Origin of the sequence: Streptomyces sp. PA03-3a (genome assembly GCF_033792735.1) — a bacterium.
Lineage (GTDB): Bacteria > Actinomycetota > Actinomycetes > Streptomycetales > Streptomycetaceae > Actinacidiphila.
Map to the genome: position 1 here is coordinate 125,296 of NZ_JARAVM010000008.1, position 19,154 is coordinate 144,449.

At 69.5% G+C, this 19,154-nt stretch carries 15 protein-coding genes and 1 pseudogene; 6 read left to right on the forward strand and 10 right to left on the reverse strand.

Features of this window, described 5'->3' with window-relative positions; all coding sequences use genetic code 11:
• Positions 1-10: 10 nt before the first annotated feature.
• Positions 11-310, reverse strand: a complete 300-nt coding sequence (locus PV342_RS12230) for a hypothetical protein (RefSeq protein WP_018559932.1) — start codon at positions 308-310, stop codon at positions 11-13.
• A gap of 554 nt (positions 311-864) precedes the next feature.
• On the opposite strand from PV342_RS12230, the gene PV342_RS12235 reads away from it, so the two are divergent.
• Positions 865-1,092 carry a hypothetical protein gene (locus PV342_RS12235; protein ID WP_500316937.1) on the forward strand — a complete coding sequence of 76 codons (228 nt, stop codon included), beginning with the start codon at positions 865-867 and terminating at the stop codon, positions 1,090-1,092.
• Positions 1,093-1,143: 51 nt separating this feature from the next.
• Here the strand turns inward: PV342_RS12235 and PV342_RS12240 are convergent, their stop codons facing one another.
• Complete coding sequence (locus tag PV342_RS12240; RefSeq protein WP_500316939.1) at positions 1,144-1,440, reverse strand: GYD domain-containing protein; 297 nt, start codon at positions 1,438-1,440, stop codon at positions 1,144-1,146.
• Between the two features lie 120 nt (positions 1,441-1,560).
• Positions 1,561-2,022 carry a hypothetical protein gene (locus PV342_RS12245; RefSeq protein ID WP_500316941.1) on the reverse strand — a complete coding sequence of 154 codons (462 nt, stop codon included), beginning with the start codon at positions 2,020-2,022 and terminating at the stop codon, positions 1,561-1,563.
• A gap of 330 nt (positions 2,023-2,352) precedes the next feature.
• Between PV342_RS12245 and PV342_RS12250 the strand changes: the two genes are divergently transcribed.
• Both PV342_RS12250 and PV342_RS12255 read left to right on the forward strand, forming a co-directional pair.
• Positions 2,353-3,165, forward strand: a complete 813-nt coding sequence (locus PV342_RS12250; RefSeq protein WP_500316942.1) for a hypothetical protein — start codon at positions 2,353-2,355, stop codon at positions 3,163-3,165.
• A 4-nt stretch (positions 3,166-3,169) separates the two neighbouring features.
• A complete protein-coding gene (locus PV342_RS12255) occupies positions 3,170-3,541 on the forward strand; it encodes a GntR family transcriptional regulator (RefSeq protein WP_361001908.1) in 372 nt (123 codons plus the stop codon).
• A gap of 220 nt (positions 3,542-3,761) precedes the next feature.
• On the opposite strand, the gene PV342_RS12260 is transcribed toward PV342_RS12255, so the two are convergent.
• From PV342_RS12260 to PV342_RS12270, 3 genes are all read right to left on the reverse strand, one after another.
• On the reverse strand, positions 3,762-4,220 hold the full coding sequence (locus PV342_RS12260) for a hypothetical protein (protein ID WP_400802869.1): 459 nt from the start codon (positions 4,218-4,220) through the stop codon (positions 3,762-3,764).
• Positions 4,221-4,692: 472 nt separating this feature from the next.
• Entirely contained in the window at positions 4,693-4,920 is a 228-nt protein-coding gene (locus PV342_RS12265) for a hypothetical protein (RefSeq protein ID WP_361001899.1), read from the reverse strand.
• A 1,072-nt stretch (positions 4,921-5,992) separates the two neighbouring features.
• A complete protein-coding gene (locus PV342_RS12270; protein WP_400802864.1) occupies positions 5,993-6,583 on the reverse strand; it encodes a TetR/AcrR family transcriptional regulator in 591 nt (196 codons plus the stop codon).
• A gap of 388 nt (positions 6,584-6,971) precedes the next feature.
• On the opposite strand from PV342_RS12270, the gene PV342_RS12275 reads away from it, so the two are divergent.
• The gene (locus PV342_RS12275) at positions 6,972-7,724 is read left to right on the forward strand and encodes a ZIP family metal transporter (RefSeq protein WP_400802859.1); all 753 of its coding nucleotides are present in this window, start codon (positions 6,972-6,974) and stop codon (positions 7,722-7,724) included.
• A 390-nt stretch (positions 7,725-8,114) separates the two neighbouring features.
• Entirely contained in the window at positions 8,115-9,590 is a 1,476-nt protein-coding gene (locus tag PV342_RS12280; protein WP_500316943.1) for an FAD-dependent monooxygenase, read from the forward strand.
• An 86-nt stretch (positions 9,591-9,676) separates the two neighbouring features.
• Here the strand turns inward: PV342_RS12280 and PV342_RS12285 are convergent, their stop codons facing one another.
• Complete coding sequence (locus PV342_RS12285) at positions 9,677-10,426, reverse strand: glucose 1-dehydrogenase (RefSeq protein ID WP_018559925.1); 750 nt, start codon at positions 10,424-10,426, stop codon at positions 9,677-9,679.
• Between the two features lie 260 nt (positions 10,427-10,686).
• On the opposite strand from PV342_RS12285, the pseudogene PV342_RS12290 reads away from it, so the two are divergent.
• Positions 10,687-11,255, forward strand: a pseudogene (locus tag PV342_RS12290) (site-specific integrase); the annotation flags it as partial.
• 796 nt (positions 11,256-12,051) lie between these two features.
• On the opposite strand, the gene PV342_RS12295 reads toward PV342_RS12290, so the two are convergent.
• The 3 genes from PV342_RS12295 to PV342_RS12305 all read right to left on the reverse strand — a co-directional run bounded on the left by PV342_RS12295 (position 12,052) and on the right by PV342_RS12305 (position 19,153).
• Positions 12,052-16,254 (reverse strand): hypothetical protein, encoded by a 4,203-nt coding sequence (locus PV342_RS12295; RefSeq protein WP_500316945.1) that lies wholly within the window; start codon positions 16,252-16,254, stop codon positions 12,052-12,054.
• A gap of 9 nt (positions 16,255-16,263) precedes the next feature.
• On the reverse strand, positions 16,264-17,685 hold the full coding sequence (locus PV342_RS12300) for an esterase/lipase family protein (protein WP_500316946.1): 1,422 nt from the start codon (positions 17,683-17,685) through the stop codon (positions 16,264-16,266).
• Between the two features lie 373 nt (positions 17,686-18,058).
• The gene (locus PV342_RS12305; RefSeq protein ID WP_500316948.1) at positions 18,059-19,153 is read right to left on the reverse strand and encodes a hypothetical protein; all 1,095 of its coding nucleotides are present in this window, start codon (positions 19,151-19,153) and stop codon (positions 18,059-18,061) included.
• Position 19,154: the final 1 nt, after the last annotated feature.

Below are 19,154 nucleotides of genomic sequence, written 5' to 3' on the forward strand. Positions count from 1 at the left end.
CGACGTCCCCTCAGCCCCACACCGAGCGGACGCCGTTGACCAGGTTGACGACCGTCCCCAGCACGAGGAACCAGCCGAAGCACAGGTAGACCCGCCCCACGGTCCGGTCGCCCTGCGCCCGCGAGGCCGCGGGACCGGGCACCGGCGCGGATTCCACCCGCACCGGCTCGTCGGGGGCGAGCAGGCCCCGGGGCGCGCGGCGCCACACGCGGCCCGCCCGTATGAGCACGATCGCCACCAGGCAGCAGAACGCCGCCGTCTGGAAGTAGGTGCCGGGTGATGCCAATTGCGCCGAGGCGTAGCTCTGCATGAACGCGTGACCTTCCAGGATTCCGGACGCGCCGGACCGCACACCGGCCTGCCCGTGCCGACGGGCGAGGCGGTCGTGGACGGACCGCCGGTGGTCTCGGCAGAGTGCCGTACGCGGTCATCTTGTGATGATCCGCAACGCAGGTCAACACCCGGAGCCCGCGAGGAGTCCGCCGGGCCGCGGGGCGGATTGATACGTACCGAATTGCCCCGGATCGACTGTCCCTTCGGACTCTCGGAGGGGACCCTCGGAGGCAGCCGACGCCCGGTTCCCGCCCTGCCGCGCCGACGAACACCCGCGCGCGCTCCCCGGCCTCCTCGATTTCCGCACGTGGCGCCGCTTCAGGACGCCGGACGCACCCCTGGCATGTGACCCGCGCCGGTCACGGGAACCGGCGGTGGGAGGGGTGGGATGGACGTCGAGCTCGTCATGGACTTCCCCGTCGAGCACCGGGCCTCCGACGTCGTGCCCGGCTACGTCTCCGAGCGACTCCTGTCCATGCCGTGGATCCTCGACGCCGAGGACGTGGCCCGCATCGTCCAGGTGGCGAAGCGGTGGCTGCGGTCCGAAGCGACGCGTTCCGCGCGGCCGTGGCGATCGGCCCGCAGAACGGGACCTACCCGGCAGACTCCTGGGAGGAGACCGCCGCACCGGCCGCACCCCTCAAGGAGCGGTTCCCGTCCATGGCCGCCGACGTGGACGCCTGGATGGCACGGGCCGAGCCGTCGTACGAGCGGCTGAGGCGCGGCTCCTTCTTCGACCGGGCCGCCGAAGGCAGCTGAACGCACCGGGGTCCCCGGGCCCTTCCCCGAGGGCGAGCCCCACCGGGCCCCTCAGGCGGAGGCCTTGGCGATGATGCTTTCGACCTCGTCCCGCCCGAACGCCCGCATGGTCGTGCTGCGGATGTTGCCGACCGCGCCCAGCCGCAGCAGCGCCGCGGCGGCGGTCTCGTCGTCGGGCGCCTCGACGACCGCGACGAGGTCGTACGGCCCGACGGTCCAGTAGATGTCGGCCAGCCTCCCCCCGACGTCCCGCAGCGCGGCGCCGAACGCGTCGGCCCGCTCCGCCGTGTCGGCGTACGCGCGGATCCCCTGGTCGGTCCAGTTCAGCAGCGTGATGTAGAGCGGCACGATCTCTCACCTCGACAAAGAGAGGAGCGTCCACTCCCAGCGTATGGGCGCCCCCGAGGGGTCGCATCCGGCGCCCGCGCCCCGGTCCGATCCTGTGGCCCGTTGCCGGCTCCGGCGGGCTCAACGGCACGGCGACTGCCCGGCACACGGCGCCGCATCGGGATCCGACGGCCCGCTCACCGCCCGGCCGCGGTGGTTGATCCGCCCAACGAAGGCGGCCGCCCCGAGGGGCAGACCCGCCAGCGTGCCCAGGGTGAACCCGAGATCCTCGGCGCTGGGCGAGATCCACGAGGTCGCCGCACTGCCTGCCACCGCCGACGCCGACATGACGAGGAGGGCCGCGGCAACGGCGGAGCGCCGGCCCGAAGGCCTTTTCCGGTACAGGTCGCCGAGACGCCGGCCTCCTGCCGCGACAACGCCGACGGACACCGGACCGAACCCGTCCGGCAACCAGCCGAGCGGCCAGGCGACCAACGCCAGAAGGCCCATCCCGAGGAGACCGAAGGCCATGTCCCGAGCCGTCTCCGCAGCCGCGTCCCACGGCCGACCCGGCATCGCGCCGGCCGCGTTCTCGCTGGTCATGTCAGGAGCGTAGCCGCAGCGCGCATCGCTCCGGCACCGAGGGCGGCCCTGCCGGGTTGTCACCGCCGCGGCTTGGGGTGCGCCCTCATGGACGCCGGCGAACTAGGGGGGGCCGCGGCGCAGGATCCCGTCCACAGCGGGCCACTTGTCGGGGGGTACGGGGTAGCGGAGCAGCGTGGGATTCGGCGGACGCCGACCGTCGGGGCCGGCCGACGGCGGCAGGGCTGCCGCCACCGCTTAGCGTTCCGTTGACTTGTCTCAAGGCTTGTCGCATCATGTTGCGACAAGCCTTGAGACATAGGGGGCGTCATGTCGAGGGACAGTGGCCGGATGCCTGAGCAGCCGGTGCGTCAGGCGGACATCGAGCAGGCCGGCGCGTGGCTGGCCGGGCACGGCCTGGCCGACGTCCGGCCGACACCGTTGCTGGCCACACGTCTGGCGGTCCGGCGACGTACCCGCCTGACCAGCCAGATCCTGCTGGCCGCGTTCATCATCGTGGTCGCCCTCGTCTACACCGGAGCCCGTACCGCCGAAGCGGCCTTCGGCGGGGCCGGGTCGTACCGGCGCTGGTCGCTGCTGGTCCTGACGGCGGTGGTGGTCGCGTTGGTGCTGGCCCAGTCGTTGCTGGACCGGCGGGTCCGGCAGGCCGACCGGCGGGCCGGCGCCGACTTGCCGCGGCGGGCGGCCCACCCGGTCCGGCTCGGCTGGCGTACCGTGCTCGGCCGGCCGCGCGCCGCCTTCGCCGCCGCCACGTTCGCGGGCGCGATGCTGATGGCGGTCGGCGCGCTGACCGCGCCGGACTCCATCGCGCGCTACGCGGCACTCATCCTGCTCATCGGGTTGTGCGGGGTCGCGGTCTGCATGGTCGTCCAGTTGCGCCATGTCCTGACGCACCCCGTCGTGGCCGACGACGAGGCCTCGCTGACCGCGGACGTGATCATGCGGGTCGAGGACGCCCGGGAGGTCGCCACGCCGAGTGTGGTGTGGTCGCTGCCGGTCGTGTCGGTCTTCGAGACCGCCCTCGGCTGGTGGAACGCCGCCTGGCTCGGTTTCATCGTCCTGAGCGTCGTCGCGTTCGCCCTGATCACCGCGCGGACCCCGCAGAGCGGCACGGTGGCCCGGCACGCCACGGGCGCCCGGTGAGCCGATGATCGTCATCGACTCCGCCTCCCCCGTCCCGCCGTTCGAGCAGCTCCGCGCCCAGCTCGCCCGCCAGATCCAGGACCGCACTCTGGCCGTGGGCACCCAGTTGCCGACCATCCGCCGCCTGGCCGCGGACCTCGGCCTGGCCGTCAACACCGTCGGCCGCGCCTACCGGGCGCTGGAGGAGGCGGGACTGATCGAGACCCGCGGACGGGCGGGCTCGTTCGTGTCCGCGGCCGGTGAACAGGGGCGCGAACGGGCATACCGCGCCGCCGCCGAGTACGCCGCCGTCATCGCCAGCGTGGGCATCGACACCCCCGAGGCCGTCCGCATCGTCCAGGCGGCCCTGGCCAACAGCGGCGCCGCAACGCCCTAGGCCGTGTCGTCACATGCCCTCCCCCGACCTTCGACCGGGGGTGCCCCCACCCCGCGACGCCTGGCACGGCACTCCCCCAGCTGACGCTGGGAGGTGCCCCCACGCTGCGTTGTCGCATCGTCCGAGTAGCCCCCTACGAGGACGATCCTCCGCCTTGCGATGCACCGCACCTGGGGGCCCCTCCCAGCGGTAGCTGGGGGAGCTCATGTGACGACACGGCCTAGTCGCGACCGACCGCCAGGAGCGGTGCAGGCCTGACGGGCTCCGGGCGGCGCTCGACGTCCTGAGCAGGGCCTCCCGACTGCGAGGTTGTGAGCGCTCGGCCGCCGACCGATCCTTCGACGACCGTCGAGCGCAGCAGCCGGATGTCGTACTCGGTCCAGCAATCCGCTCTCTCGATGCCGACCTCGCTGCCGCAGCGGGCACACAGCAAGTTCGGCCCGTCGAGCCCGTCCGGCCTGCAACACCCGTACAGCCGAGCCGGGTCTGTGTGGGGCCGCAACAGCACGCCATCCAGTGGGTTGATCACCCAGGTGGCGACTGAACCAGCGGGAGCGTACGGATCCGGATCAGGGGAGAAGGAACCCACCGCGACCGTCGAAGGGCCGTACGTGTAGTGCTCCCGGCCCTTCACCATCGGCAGGGGTTTCCACTCGGCTTGCGTCAGGGGATTCGACAAGGGGGCATCACATTGCCGACACCTGAAAACGATCAGCATCGCATCCCCGCGACTTCTCCCGTCCATGGCACACCTGTTGCTGACGTCTTCGGTCGGTAGTCCGACCTGCGGTTGGGCTGTTGGCGGTTGCCGGCACGTACCCCCGACGGCCTGGAGACGGCCCAGTCGCACCTTGGCCTACACGCCCCCCAGACCGAGGTTGGCACCGTCGCGGAGATCTGGGAAGCCTTGAGCGGTGAGGGCCGCAGGCTCAGGGCAGGCGTGGCGGGTCGACGCTTCGGTCGGGTCGCTGGCACAGCCGAGTTGCTGGTACCTGGCGACAGCGGTCCTCGTGGTGCCGGCTTGCCGGATGCCGCCGGCTCCACCGCCGCCACGGACGCATAGCCGACGGGTGGGCACGGTCCCTGACTCTCCCGGCCACGCTCGCGTGGGAGCGCCCCGCGGCGCGTGGCTGCGGGGCGCTTTGCGAGGGTCAGTCGATCTTCTGCCCGTCGTACTTTCCGCCCTTGCAGGTCCCGGTCGCCCAATCGACTGTTCCGCCGCCGTCCTCGCACTCACCCACGGTGGGGGCGGCGTCGGCGGGGGCGGCGTGGGTGGGGGCGGCGTAGGTGGCGGCGCTGGCGGTGGAGGCGCCTGTGAGGCCGAGTCCGGCGAGGGCTGCCGTGGCGATACCGGCGGCGAGGCTTCGTCGAATGCGCATGTGGTTCCCCTTTCACGGATTGCCTCAGGTGGGGCACTACTCAGCTTGATGTTCCTCCATGTGGGCGACACATCATGTTGGGCCGTTCGGGTGACGTTGCTGTCGGGTGCGGGGTCGTGACGCGACCCGTCAGGCAGGCCCTGGTGGGCGCTGCCGCGCGCGGCCACCTCGCGCTCCCGCCCTTGAAGGATCCCCGGTCCACGGGCCGCCGGCTGAAGAAGTTCAGTCGAGGAGTCACGAGGCGGAGTCCGGGCTGCCCGCGACGTGGCGGCCTCGGCCGGGCTACCGACCGCGCCGTGTGGCACCGCACGCCCGGTACCGGCCCGGACGAGCGGCGGATGCCCGGACGGGAGTTGTCGATCGTCACACTGAGCTGGATCGCGACGGTCGACGGTTGTCATCGTCGCGTGTCATCGGTTCGCCTTGCACGGCCCCACGGCCCCACGGCGGCCCGAGGCCAACGTGTCGAGCTCTGGCCAGTGCTCACTGATCGGCGATAGCCCCTCCATCCCGTGGCGAAGCAGTAGTGGCACCTCGGCTGCCAAGGAGGCCGGGTCGGCGACTATGTGAAAAGGCAGCAGTACACGGGCGCTGCGATCGGGATTCTCTTGGGAATCGAGGGGTGTGCACAGCCATCCCTCATGGCGCCGCCAGAACAAGACGAGCCCGTATGCCCATACCGCACGAGTCAGACCAGGAGCTTCCCCTGTCCACCAAAATGCGGTTCCGGCCGCCTCTTCCCACCGCTCACACGGTGCGTGACCCACGGCCTCAAGAGCACTGACCACGGCATCGGCGTACCGATGTCCCTCCCGGAACCCCAGAACCGCACCTGGCTCCGTCATTCCCGTCGCCCCTCTTCCGCTCTCACCGCCGGCATCGGCTGCTCGCTACCGCGCGGGGGTTGACGACCCGATCACGGCGCCCGTCCGCCTGGGGCACGGCGCACCGTCTCCGGGGTACGCCTGCGGGGCGGGCGTCACCACCAGCCCGGAGATCGGCCACCGCTCGTCTCGACGATGGCCGTAGCGCGCGCGAACTGGGCCGGCTCGGTTCGCCTCCTGTCACCGCGCTACGAGCGGGGCAGCAGAGCCAGAGCGGTGTCGGCGATTGCATGAAGGGACTCGGGGCTGCTGCCGCCCTTACCGAGGGCCTCGATGCCGCGGACGACGGCAAGCAGGAGGTCCGCGAGGCGGGCGGCGTCGGCATGGGGGTCGATGTCGCCCGCGCGCTGGGCTGCCGCGACGCAGGCGGTGAAGAGCTCCGCCAGGGCGGCGAAGGTGCGCCGGGCGATCGCGTGGACCTCCGCGTCGCGGCCGGAGAGTTCCGCCGCGCCGTTCGCGAGCAGGCAGCCACGCAGCGACGTGTCGGAGGCAGTGGCCGCGGCGATCTCCCGCACCTGGCCGCTCAGGCGTTCCAGGGCACCCTCGTCCGGGCCTTCGAGCCGGTTGCCCACCGCCCTGACGAGCCCGTCGCAGTACTCCTGGAAGGCGCGCAGAAACAGTTGGTGCTTGTCGCCGAAGGCGCCGTAGAGGCTGCCCTTGCCGAGTCCGGTGTCACGAAGGATGTCGTCGACGCTGGTCCCCGCGTAGCCGGTGGACCAGAACCGGTCCCTGACGGTGCGCAGTACCTGGTCCTCGTCGAAAGTGCGGGGGCGTGCCATGGACTCACGGTACCAATTCTTGACTGCACCGTCCATAACGGCACGGCGCCCAGAACCCGTCCCGCCCGGACGTTGTCGATGAGCCCCTCTGTGCAGGGCCCGACCATCGTTCACCTCCCTGGAAGCCCCGGGCGCCCATGGAAAGGCCCCCTCCATGCCCCCACGCACGGAAGATCGGCCTGTTCGCCGAAGCCTCCCGCGGCGGCGGGCGCGCGATCGCTCAGCGCCTTGCTGTGCGGGTACGGGGGACGCGAAGTCCTGATGCCTCAGCACTCCCGTCCGCGGGCCGGCTGACGCCACATGACGACACGTAGACGTGCCGGCTCCCCATGACAGCCCGGTGAATGGCTGAGTAGCGACCCCCCGCGGCGTCACACAAGATTGCTTCATGCCGGTTCTGATAGCCGCGTGCGCCATGGTCATGACTCTTGTAGGTGGGGTCGTGGCGCAGCGGGTCGGTGACCGCCGTCATCTGGTTCTCGGTCTTGCCGCCGGGCTCATGCTGGGCGTTATCGGCTTCGATCTGCTTCCCGATGCGCTGAACGCTCAGCCGCGGCGCGTTTTCGGGGTTCCTGCGGCATTGCTGATGTTCGTCGCAGGATTCCTCACTCTGCACGTGGTAGAGCGAGGAGTCGCCATTCACCGCGCTCACGAGAGCGAGTACGCACCGCACAGCCATGCTTTTGGGCATGCGCAGGAGTCCGGTAAGGGAATCGGTCTGACCGCAGCCTCAGCACTTGTGGGACACAGTGTGATCGACGGGTTCGCCATCGGCGCTGCGTATCAGGCCGGCAGCACACTGGGAATCGTCGTTGCGATCGCTGTGATCTCGCATGACTTCGCCGACGGATTCAACACCTATACGATCGCCAGGCTGTACGGTAATGCACGGCGTCGGGCTCAACTGCTACTGGTGGCCGACGCGCTGGCTCCGGTGGTCGGGGCGGCGATCACTTTGGCGTTCACGATACCGACGGGACTGCTGGGCCTTTATCTCGGATTCTTCGCCGGCTTCTTGCTTTATCTGGCGACGTCGGACATATTGCCGGAAGCCCACAGTCCGCACCCCTCCAAGGCCACTCTGTTGTTCACGGTGACGGGGGCTCTGCTGATGTGGTTGGTGATCGGGCTCGCTGACTGAGCGGGTCGCTGGTGGCGCACTGACAGGTGCGGAAGGTCTTCGTCGGCCCGTGTGTCGGGACGCCGATCACGTCGGGCCGTGTCGGAGCGTCCACGCCGATCCGATGGCGGTGGTCGTGGTGGTGGTCGGTGGCGTGCGCTCAGGGTTTCGGGCTCCCACACCCCCGTGCATACGCCTGCATGGCAATTTCCGCGTCTGCGGACCGGGCCTGCCGGGACGCCGCGCGTACGCCTGAAGCCGGCGGTACGGTTTGTATAGCCACCGCAGGGCTACCACTGGCCTGCGCTTCGGTATTCCGGTATCGCTGCCCAGAGGGCCGGTCGACGATTTCCCCAGTCGGCCCCGAACACGGCTCTTAACGGTGGCCCCGGCGATCTTGCAGGGAGTCGTATGAGCTCCGAAAATCGGGTATTGGTCGTAGGAGCAGGCCCATCGGGACTATTGCTGGCCGGCGATCTGGCGGAGGCCGGTGTCAGCTGTACCGTCGTCGAGCGTCGTGTACAGGAATCGCAGCTCACCCGGGCTTTCGCAGTCCACGCGCGGACGATGGAACAATTGGACGCCCGTGGTGTGGCCGACCAGATGCTTGCGACCGGCGTCCGTAACCCGGTTCTGCAGTTCTTGCGGATCGATCTGTCGCGGTTGCCGACCCGTTACCCGCATGTGCTGGTGACGCCGCAGTATCACACCGAGCGGATTCTCCGGGCACGGGCTCTTTCCCATGGTGCCGATATACGGGAAGGCTGGGAAGCCCTCGGGCTCACGCAGGATACGACCGGTGTCGACGTTCAGGTCCGGGCGCCGGATGGCTCCCCTCAGACATTGCGCGCGGCTTATGTCGTGGGCGCGGACGGGAGAAACAGCGTCGTACGCCGTTCCCTCGGACTGCCGTTCCCGGGCCGCTCCGCGGTGCGGTCGATGATGCTTGCCGATGTCAGGTTGGCCGACCCCCCGCACAAGCCTCCTACCGTGGGGGCAGTAGGTGACGCCTTCGCCATCCTCGTTCCGTTCGGCGATGGATGGTTCCGCATCATGGCGTGGAATCGCCACCACGAGATGCCGGACAACGCACCGGTCGATCTGGAGGAGATCCGGGCCATCGCCCGCCGAGCGCTCGGCCGCGACTTCGGCATGCACGATCCCCGCTGGATCTCACGGTTCCACAGCGATGAGCGACAGTCACCGCGCTACCGCGTAGGCAGGGTCTTCCTCGTCGGAGACGCGGCGCACGTACATTCCCCCGCCGGCGGCATGGGCATGAACACCAGCATCCAAGATTCCGCCAATCTGGGCTGGAAACTCGCTGCCGTCCTGCGCGACCGTGCCCCCGAAGCCCTGCTTGATACCTACGAGGCCGAGAGGCACCCGGTGGGGCGCAGAGTGCTGCGCATGAGTGGCGCACTGTTGCGTGGGGTCCTGACCACCCCGCGGCTGCTTATCGGCGTCCGAGACTTCGCCGCCCGGACCGTCCTGCGTCTCCCACCGGTCGCCTTGCGGCTGGGGCGGGCGATGTCCGGGATCGACATCGCCTACGGCTCCCCGGCCGGCGCTCACCCGCTTACGGGCAAGCGGGCGCCGGATGTCCTCCTTGCCGATGGTCGACGTCTGTACGAGGTGCTGCGCGGCCGCCGGTTCGTACTGGTCACCCCGGCAGACGCGCCGCTTTCCGCCTCGGTGACCGAAGCCTGGAACGGCGCGGTCGAGTGCGTCACCACCCCGTCCGGTCTGACCAGCAAGTCTGTACTGGTCAGACCGGACGCCTACATCGCGTGGGCCTCCTCCGAGCAGTCTCCACACCGCCGAGCCGACGAGATCGGGCAGACACTGGCCGGCCTCTGTGGTGAGGGCATGGGCCCGTCGTCCTAGAGGCGCTGGTAGCCAGGGTTGCCGCCCGCGGGCGCTGCGGTTGCCATGTCCGCGGGGGGAGGACGCAACGGGAGTCGAAGCGGCGATCAGACCTGGTTCAGGCCGCCGTCGACGAAGAGCTCGGTCCCGGTGATGAAGCTGCTCTGGTCGCTGGCGAGGAAGAGTGCCGCCGCGGCGGCCTCCTCGGGGCGACCCATCCGCCCCAGAGGCACCTGGCTGGCGAAGAAGTCCCAGAGCTTGGCGGCTTCTGCGGCATTGGGCGCGAGCCCGGAGTTGCCGGGCGTCTCGATCGGGCCCGGAACGAGGGTGTTCACGCGGATCTTCCGGCTCTTGAGTTCGTTGGCCCACGTGCGAGAGAAGGATCGGATGGCGGCCTTCGAAGCGGCGTAGACGCCGAAAGCCTCGGCGCCCGAGGTTGCCGCGGTGGATCCGGTGAGGATGACCGAAGCCGCCTCGTTCAGCAGAGGAAGAGCCTTCTGGACCGTGAAGAGCGTACCCCTCACATTGATGCCGAAAGTCGAGTCGAAGTGCTTCTCGGTGACGTCTTCCAAGGCCGAGAACTCGCCGCCACCAGCGTTGGCGAACAGCGTGTCGATGCGGCGGCCCTGCTCGGAAACGGCGGCATAGAGGCGATCGATGTCGTCGAGATCGGAGACGTCGCCCCTGACGGCGGTGGCGTTCGGACCGATCTCGGCCAGCGCGGCGTCGAGCGCTTCCTGACGCCGACCGGTGATGAACACATATGCGCCCTCGGCCGCGAATCGCTTGGCGGTGGCCAGCCCGATTCCGCTGTTACCCCCGGTCACGATGGCCGTCTTACCGTCGAGCTGTCCCATGATCAAGGCTCCTGTTCAGCGGAGGTCTTCCCTCCGTGGCTGTTGCTACGCGTCAGGCCCGCGCTCGGTGCGGTGGGCCTGTTATGGACGGTACGGTAAAAAACCCGATGCTGGACGGATCGGTCCAAAACTGTGGCCTAGCCCACTCGCCCAGCCTCACTGATGTCCTGATCGCCGATTTGTGCGGCGGCGAGGAAGGTCAGCGCGCTCGTCCGGCGTCCAAGGGCTCAGCTCCCGGGCCCGCAGCCGGCGGCTCCACCAGCGCGCGCAAGGATCCGCTCTACCTGGCCTTCGTGTTCGCCATCGCCGTGGGCCTGCGCCGGGGTGAGGTCGTCGGGCTCCGCTGGGCGAACGTCGACCCGGACAAGCGCGTCACCTACGTCCGGCAGGTGGTGCAACGCGGGGTGCTCAACGGCGACGATCCCAACAAGCGCCGTCGCCAGGCGGTGCCCATGCCCGCGCTGTGCATCGCGCCCCTGCGCCGGCATCGGATGCGGCAGGCTGTCGCCCGCCGGCGTGCGGGAGATGTGGAAGGGGGGAGCGGCGGCTACGTCGTCACAGACCGGTCGATCGATCGAGCCCCGCAACCTCTACCGCTCGTTCGCTCGGGCCGCAGACAGCTCCGCGTCATACGGTTGCGCGATGCTCGGCACGGTTGCGCCACGCTGCTGACCGCGGCCGGCGTGGTTCCCCGCGTGGTGATGGAGATCCTCAGCCACAGCCAGATCGCATCACCATGGACGCCTATACACACGTCGTGCAGGACACTCAGCGCGAGACCATCAGCCACATGGACCGGCTGTTGAGGAGGCGTGTCGACCGCGGCTGATCGTCGCCGTTGGTGTCGAAAGTGGATGTCAAAGGCCCCGGACCTTGATCGGTCCGAGGCCTTTTCCCTTGTGCCCCAGGCAGGATTCGAACCTGCGACACCCGCTTTAGGAGAGGCCCTATCGCCTCCCCTGTCTGTCGTTGATCTTCCCCCAGCTTCACCGTTCCTGCTGGTCGGCAAGGTTAGGCCTTCCGTCCCCGGCGGGTGGTTCCCCGACTTTCCCTAGCCTTCCGTTCCCGCCACGTTCCCATCTGGGGGTCCTGGAACCGCTGGGAACGCGGGTGGGGGAGTCGTTCCAGGTCGGCTGAGGTGGCCGAAACGGTGAGCACCGCAGACCCCTTGGGGGCGACGAAGGCCCCGTCCCCATCCGGGGGTCGGGGCCTTCGGCCGTAGTCGCGGCCAGCGTCGGCCGCTGTGGACAGGCTAGCGGCTCGGGCTGAGCTGCGGGACGAGTCCGTACAGGATGGTGGGCAGATCTCCGGATGGTCGACGTTGCCGCAACCGTGCGGGCAGGGCACCTATTTCCAGGGCTGGGCGTGCGGGGCTCGGATGGACTTGCGGGCGCGTACTCTGGCGACGCAGCGACGCTGGACGCGGCCGCGTAGTCCGCAGCCGGTGCACAGGCCGAAGGTACGGGCCGCACCGTTCGGCCTCGATGGCGGCAATCCCGGGTGGGAGTACAGGGTGCGACGCTGGGTGCAACAGTCATAGCCATCCCGGTCGGTTCGTCGTCCCTGCGGACCACAGCCCGGACCGCGTCATCATGTCGGCAGCAGCAAAGGAGCGGTCACGGCGATCAAGCGATGTTGCCGTGCAGGCTGATCACCAAGATCCCGTCTGGTCCGGCGATCGCGAGATCACCGTTGACGCCAGCGAGGTTGCCTACTCCGAAATTCAAAGGAATGACTGCACTGGTTTCGGCTTCCAGATCCCAGATCCGCACTGTGCGGTCGTCGCTGCCGGTGGCGAGCAGGGTGCGGCCGTCGGATGCGGGGAACGCCGCGACCGCCCGCACTGGACCAGTGTGTCCGGTCAGGGGCTGGCCGACTGGGGTGCCGGCCAGCGGATCCCACACCCGGAGCCTCCCGTCGTCGCTGCCGGTGGCGAGCAAGGTGCGTCCGTCAGCTGCAGGGAACGCCGCGACCGCCTGCACTGGACCAGTGTGTCCGGTCAGGGGCTGGCCGACTGGGGTGCCGGCCAGCGGATCCCACACCCGGACCGTCCGGTCGTCGCTGCCGGTGGCGAGCAGGGTGCGTCCGTCCGCTGCGGTGAACGCCGCGACTGCCCGCACCTGGGTGCGGCCGGTCAGGGCCGCCCACACCCGGCCAGTGCGGTTGGTCGGGTGTGGGGTAGTCAGGGGCTGGCCGACTGGGGTGCCGGCCAGCGGATCCCAGATCCGCACCGTCCCGTCGCGGCTGCCGGTGGCTAGCAGGGTGCGGCCGTCGGATGCCGTGAACGCCGCCACCGCAAGCACCCAGCCGGTGTGTCCGGTCAGGGGCTGGCCGACCGGGGTGCCGGATAGCGCGTCCCAGATCCGAACCCTCCGGTCGTCGCCGCTGGCGGCGAGCAGGGTGCGTCCGTCGCTTGCGGTGAACGCCGTCACTGCCCACACCCGGTTGCGGCCGGTTAGGACCGCCCACACCCGGCCGGCGCGGTTGGTCAGGGGCTGGGTGGTCAGGGTCTGGCCGACTGGGGTGCCGGATAGCGCGTCCCACACCCGAACCCTCCGGTCGTCGCTGCCGGTGGCGAGCAGGGTGCGGCCGTCGGCTGCGGTGAACGCCGTAACCGCTCCTACCCAGTGGGCGTCTCTGGTCAGGGGCTGGCCGACTGGGGTGCCGGATAGCGCGTCCCACACCCGCACCGTCCCGTCGCGGTCGCCGGTGGCGAGCAGGGTGCGTCCGTCGGGTGCGGGGAACGCCGCCACCGCCTCCTCCGGGCCGTTGATGCCACTCAGGTGCTGGCCGACCGGGGTGCCCGCCAGCGCGTCCCACACCCGCACCGTCCCGTCGCTGCTGCTGGTGGCGAGCAGGGTGCGTCCGTCGGGTGCCGTGAACGCCGCCACCGCAAGCACCCAGCCGGTGTGTCCGGTCAGGGGCTGGCCGACCGGGGTGCCGGCCAGCGCGTCCCACACCCGCACCGTCCCGTCGCTGTCGCCGGTGGCAAGCAGGGTGCGTCCGTCGGCCGTGGCGAACCCCACTACCGCCCCCACCCCGTGGGCGTGTCCGGTCAGGGGCTGGCCGACCCGGGTGCCGGATAGCGCGTCCCACACCCGCACCGCCCCGTCGTAGCCACCGGTGGCGAGCAGGGTGCGTCCGTCGGGTGCGGGGAACGCCGCCACCGCAAGCACCCAGCCGGTGTGTCCGGTCAGGGGCTGGCCGACCGGGGTGCCGGATAGCGCGTCCCACACCCGCACCGCCCCGTTGCCGCTGCCGGTGGCGAGCAGGGTGCGGCCGTCGGATGCCGTGAACGCCGCCGCCGCCCGCACCGTGCCGGTGTGTCCGGTCAGGGGCTGGCCGACTGGGGTGCCGGACAGCGGATCCCACACCCGCACCGTGCCGTCGCCAGTGGTGGCGAGGAGGGGGCGGCCGTCGGCCGCGGCGAACCCCGCCACCGCCGACACCGCGCCGGTGTGGGCGTGCAGGGTCAGATGCATCGGCTTGATTTTGAGTGAGGCCCATGTGACCGACCAGGCGGGGAGGGTGTCCTCCGGCTCGGTCAGTGGTCGATGGAAGGATCCTGTGACCTGTGCGGCGGCGACTTCCCTAAGGCCGCGGCGGTTGCTGGAGCTGCTCGTGGCGGCCAAGTGCTGTGAGGCCACTGCACCGGCGATGGCCGGGGGAAGAGTGATGCGCCCGAAGGCGTGGGTCATGACCTGGCTGGTGATGCTGATGGGGTCGAGGCGGTCCAGTACGCGGGTGTGCTGTGCGAGGTTTTGCCATGCGGGGAGTCGGCCTTGGCCCGCGTGTGCGGAGAGGTACTGGGCGACGTACGGGTTGAGTTCGGCTTCGGGCAGGCGGAGGCTGTCCGCCTGCGTGGTCAGGGCTGCGGTGATCCGTTGGTGGAGGCGCTCGTCCGCCTGACCGGCCTGTGCGAAGTGTTCGCTGAAGGTTCGGTGGGCGTGGCGGTAGACGGACTGCTCGGCTTCGGTGTCGAGCATCAGGTAGGGCGCGGCCTCTGCTTTCAGGTCACTGATCGCCCTGTCGGGGATGGCCGTGTCCTGGGGAGCAATGGCCGCGGCGATCGTCGACCAGATCCCGTCACGGACCGGAAGTCCGCGTCCTTGTGCGAGTGCCAGGGCATGGAGCAGCGGCTGGAAGGCCGGATTACGCGCTGAAAGCCGGTGGACTGCACGGGCGAAGAGTTGCCGGTGGCTGCTGTTGCGCAGCGGGGTCGGGTCGTGGAGAAGCCGCGGGTCGTGGATGATCTCGTGCACGGCGAGGCGTGCGTGCAGGAACTCGTGGCCGCTGTTCTCAAGGTCGGCTGATGCCTGGGTGATCTGTGTGGGTGAGGCTGTGAGCTTGCCGAGTTGGACGGCCCGCTGCAGTCTGCGTCGGATGTAGCGGACCATTGCGTCCGCGTCGCGTTCGACGCTCACGGTTGCGTGTGGCTGATCGGTAGCTGTGCGGTTCGTGCCCAGGGCGTCGAGGAGGTTGGTGTCGGCCGGTTGTGGAAGGTCGGGGCCTTCCTTGGTCGAGCGACGGGTGCCGACTACCACGCGAGTGCTGGGGAGTTCGGCGAGGCGGCGGATGATCTGGTCGGCGATGACGAGCGGGGTCTGGGCCTCGTCGAGCGCGTCGAGCAGAACTGTGAAGGGCTGCGCCCGCAGTCGCAGTTCACCGAGGAGCCAGTCGATCTGCTCGTTCAGAGGCCGGTCGCGCGGTGCCTCGTGGAGCCTGGCTGCGAGCGCCAGTCGTGCTATCAGGTTCTGGGGAGTGGTGCCCGTCAGGTGGATGACAGCGTCGAAATGGTCGCTGGGGCAGGGGATGCCTGCCGGAAGCGGGCTGAGGTGACCGCTGCGGCGCAGGATGCTGCTGAGGTCGGGACGCGTGTGGAGCAGGATGTGTCCCAGGAGTGCGGATTTGCCGGAGCCTGCGGCACCGGTGACCACGAGCATTCCGTTGGTGGTGGTATCGAGCCAGCAGAGGATGGTGTCGCGCTCTTGTTGACGTCCCTCGAAGTACCAGGCAAGTTCGCCGAGTTCGGCACCGGCCGCCTTGGGAAGGAAGTGTTTTTGCTCGTCGCGTGGGAGTTGGTCGATGACCGCCTGAATCTCGGCGAGCATGTCGAGCGTGGTAGTGACCGCTCCCGCCGCTGCTGGGACGGCTCTGTGGAGGAGGGCCCGTCCCGTGTCGGTGTGGGGCAGGACTGGGCAACCGTGGAGGTTGCGGTTGAGCTCGTCACCTAGAGCCCGCAGGTCGATGGTGCTGTCTGCGGCGAAGGTGGTGCCCAGGACGGTGTGCAGGGCGTGTCGAAAGACACCCAGATTCGCGTCTCCGTCCTGGGAGGTTGCTACGAGCAGGAAGTTCCGTGGGCCGTTGGTCTTCAAGTGGGCCTGGGCGCTGAGGAGTTCGATGAAGCGTCCCGACTTGCACGCGTCGATGACGACGATGGCCCAGGTGTCTTCTGCGTCTGGGTGATTCTGCCGGGCCGTCAGGTAGGTGAGGATGTCTTGCGGTGAGATGCCGCTGTGGACGAGCGGGTGGGGGCTGCCGGTGTGGGCGAGGAGTGCGGTCTCGCCGTCACTCTCGCCGTGGCCGGCCCAGTACAGGATCGTGTTGCCGGTGCTGGACGGGTGGGCCCATTCGCTCAGGCGCTGCTGAACGGCGTCGGCGGTACGTTCGCTCCCTGCCACCTGCCAGGGCTGGTAGCGAGGGGCGAAGGGGGCGAGTTCGGCGGCGACTGCCTCGACCTCTTCGGCGGTGGGTAGTGGCGGGTGATGCCGGTAGTCGCCGATGTCGATGGGGAAGAATTCCAGCGGTGGTGGGGAGGCTGGTGGCATCGGGCGGCCTCAGTCGGCGTCTTCAGGCGCGATGGCCAGGATGAGTTGGGTGACTGCCGCGTTGCCGCCGCTGTCCAGGCTCACCCGGTACAGGCCGGTGTCGGGGAGGGTGACCTGGGCGGCCAGTGCGCCGTCGCGGCCCGACAGCCGCGGGCGGGCGATTGCCCTTCCTGTCGCGGCGTCCTTCACGTGGCAGGTCACGCCGGCCGGTGAGGTGGTGCCGGTCACGCGCAGGGTCCATGCCTGCCCGGCCGGCACTCCTTCTTCGGGCAGGACCAGGCCCAGCTCGCCGGTCCCCATCGGGGGGCCGAGGTGTTCGTCGTGCTCGGTCAGTACCGCGTGTACGTAGCGCAGTGCCGTGCTGTGCTTGGCGAGTGCTCCGTGCTGGACGGGGAGGTAGGTCGTGGAGGCGGGTGTGCCGATGGAGGCGGAGTCGCGGTAGACGGTGCCGTCACCTGCCCGGTCGTGCCGTTCCGGTATGCCGTCGGCATCCCGTCTGAGTTCTCCGTCGGCGTACGCGCGGAACGCCTCGTAGCGGGCGTGGACGACGCCGCTCTCGATGTGCAGGCTTTGGACGGTGGGCTGGGCCACACCGACGACGGCCCGGTGGCCGGGCAGTGCGGGGGTGGCGGTACGCATCCGCGTCTGGAATTCCTGGGCGCGGGCAGCGAGTTCTTTGCTGCCGCCGATGGCCTCGACGGTCTCGGGCGACAGCCGCGCGATCTCCAGTCCTTCGTCGACGCAGCGGTAGTCGGGTAGCAGGTCGTGGACACCCGGCAGGGTTGCTGCCAGGGCCTGCATCCGCCGCGGCGGGAGAGCCGGCGTGGGGTTGGCGCGGTCACCGTTGAGGATGATCGCGGTCTTGGCGGCTCCGAGGAAGGGCGTGCCCAAGGTGATGACGGCTCGCGTGTCGGGGATGAGGTCGTGCTCGTGTGCGAGGGCAGCACGGGTGACGAGGCCGCCCATGGAGTGTGCGACGAAGACCAGGCGCGGCTCGCGGTCCTCGCACAGGGCGCGCAGGTCGGCGCTGGACTCGACTCGGGTACGCCACTGTTCCAAGTGCTGTCGGGTGGCTGCGGCCAGCAGTGCCCCGTTGTGCTGGACCGGCAGGCGCCAGTCGTAGGGGAAGGCGAGTACCGCCTCCGGGGCCGCGGCGGCCTCCGTCACGGTCCGTAGCAGGTCCGAGTACGGTTCGACGCCTCGTAGGAAGGGCGCCCACGCGGGCACGGCCAGCAGTCGAGTGGCACGAACCCGCCCGGTGCTGCCTTCCAGCTCCTCCGGTGTGGTGCGAAGGTGTTCCAGGCCGTCTCCACGCCGCCACGCTCGCTCCAGCAGGCGGACGCTCAGCCCCCACAACAGGTCGCCGGTCTTGGCGTCGCGCAGCTCACTGCCCATGATCCCGGGCACGACGACTATCGCGTCCTGGGTCACATCCGGCTTCGCCGACGGCTGCGGACGCCATACGCGGCCCGCCTCCAATTGTGCGTCTCTGCTCCCCCAAGTCCCCATGAACAACGACAATATCGGCCATGGGCATGACGGGGGAGGCGAATGCAGTGACTCGAAACGGGCACCGAGTCGGGGGGGCAGTGACAACCTGGTCAAAAACCACGCTTCGGCGGCTGGACCGGCGGCCGTTCATCCCCGTCACCTGGAGCCGGGGCACGAAGACCGGCCCGAGCAACCCGCGCGCCAACATTCACTCGCACTCCATGGCCTTGCGGGCGCTCTCCCAACCGCTAGAGCCCTCGCTGCCGACGGCGGCCTGCCCGAGTGCTGGCCGAATGGCCGTCTGGCACAGCCCTTAGAGGACGGCGCGAAAGAGCAGCGCCGTGAGTTGGTCGATCGGTGTGGTATCGAAGCGGATCCGCAGCCGCAGGTATGTCTCGAGATAGCCGCCGCTGGAGGTACTGACGAAGTCATAGTCGGTCGTGTTTTTCAGGCTCCCGGTGGCTCCCACTAGCCAGCGGCTCTCGGGCAGAAAGATAAACGCGCGGGCTGGCACCGGTGTGGACACTGCGGCGCCGTCCAGCGTCATCCGGACCATGTCTGAGGCCTGCAGCCGACCGAGCATCTGCCCGATCTGGCGGGACAGGCCCGAGTCGGCGGCGGCCGGTCGTTTGATCTCAAGCCCAGCACTGATCGTCCAGTAAACGATCTTACTCCTTCCGGGCACGATCAGTGGAGACACATAGGCGCAGTCAAGCCACTCCTTCCAAGCGTAGGCCTCTGCCGGGGCGACGTCCTTCAGGAAAGGCGCCTCCTTGCCCTCACCCCGCGGCTTGGATAGCCACCAGTTCGTCGCTCGCTGCGGTGGGCCGAACGTCCCCCGCGGGTCGAGGTCGGGACCGAGGCCGTGCACATCGATAAGCCGGGTCGACGATGACGCCAGCCGGCTATTGAGATCGCCGACGTGCGCCTCGGAGATGTTGCGGAGGTCCTGGTGCAGCACAACATGATTGTTCGCGAGGCGCTCGAAGAGCAATCCGTTGAACAAGCCCTCGCGACCGACCCCCGGCTTGGCGTTAACCCGCGGTAGGTTGCTGAGCACGCCCTTGGGGTTTTCCGCCACCATATCGACGACCACGATGGCTGCCTTCACCGGCGACGCGCAACCGAGGTGCATCCAGAACGGGATGTAGTCACCGCCAGCGAGGGCGCTCGCTCGGGCCTTCTTCTTGAGGTACTCGACGACCTTCTGAATCAGGAATTCGCGGCGTGCTGTCCAGGCCGGAGTGCCGAGCGACTGCCCAGCCACGGCGTGCTCGCGAAGCAGACGGACCATGTTCCCTTCCGGCTCTGTGTGCGCGGGGGGCGGGTAGAGGGGGGCCTTGAGGGACTCGCCCAGGTCGACGTCGTTCTGCTTGGCGGCTTTGCCGACAATCGTGATGAAAGACATC

Excerpts from the sequence above, each read along its gene's own strand:
- PV342_RS12280 (WP_500316943.1), top strand. The coding sequence starts at position 8,115 with ATGAGCTCCGAAAATCGGGTATTGGTCGTAGGAGCAGGCCCATCGGGA.
- PV342_RS12270 (WP_400802864.1), bottom strand. The coding sequence starts at position 6,583 with ATGGCACGCCCCCGCACTTTCGACGAGGACCAGGTACTGCGCACCGTC.
- PV342_RS12255 (WP_361001908.1), top strand. The coding sequence starts at position 3,170 with ATGATCGTCATCGACTCCGCCTCCCCCGTCCCGCCGTTCGAGCAGCTC.
- PV342_RS12230 (WP_018559932.1), bottom strand. The coding sequence starts at position 310 with ATGCAGAGCTACGCCTCGGCGCAATTGGCATCACCCGGCACCTACTTC.
- PV342_RS12285 (WP_018559925.1), bottom strand. The coding sequence starts at position 10,426 with ATGGGACAGCTCGACGGTAAGACGGCCATCGTGACCGGGGGTAACAGC.
- PV342_RS12265 (WP_361001899.1), bottom strand. The coding sequence starts at position 4,920 with ATGCGCATTCGACGAAGCCTCGCCGCCGGTATCGCCACGGCAGCCCTC.
- PV342_RS12275 (WP_400802859.1), top strand. The coding sequence starts at position 6,972 with ATGCCGGTTCTGATAGCCGCGTGCGCCATGGTCATGACTCTTGTAGGT.
- PV342_RS12295 (WP_500316945.1), bottom strand. The coding sequence starts at position 16,254 with ATGCCACCAGCCTCCCCACCACCGCTGGAATTCTTCCCCATCGACATC.
- PV342_RS12305 (WP_500316948.1), bottom strand. The coding sequence starts at position 19,153 with ATGTCTTTCATCACGATTGTCGGCAAAGCCGCCAAGCAGAACGACGTC.
- PV342_RS12250 (WP_500316942.1), top strand. The coding sequence starts at position 2,353 with ATGCCTGAGCAGCCGGTGCGTCAGGCGGACATCGAGCAGGCCGGCGCG.
- PV342_RS12245 (WP_500316941.1), bottom strand. The coding sequence starts at position 2,022 with ATGACCAGCGAGAACGCGGCCGGCGCGATGCCGGGTCGGCCGTGGGAC.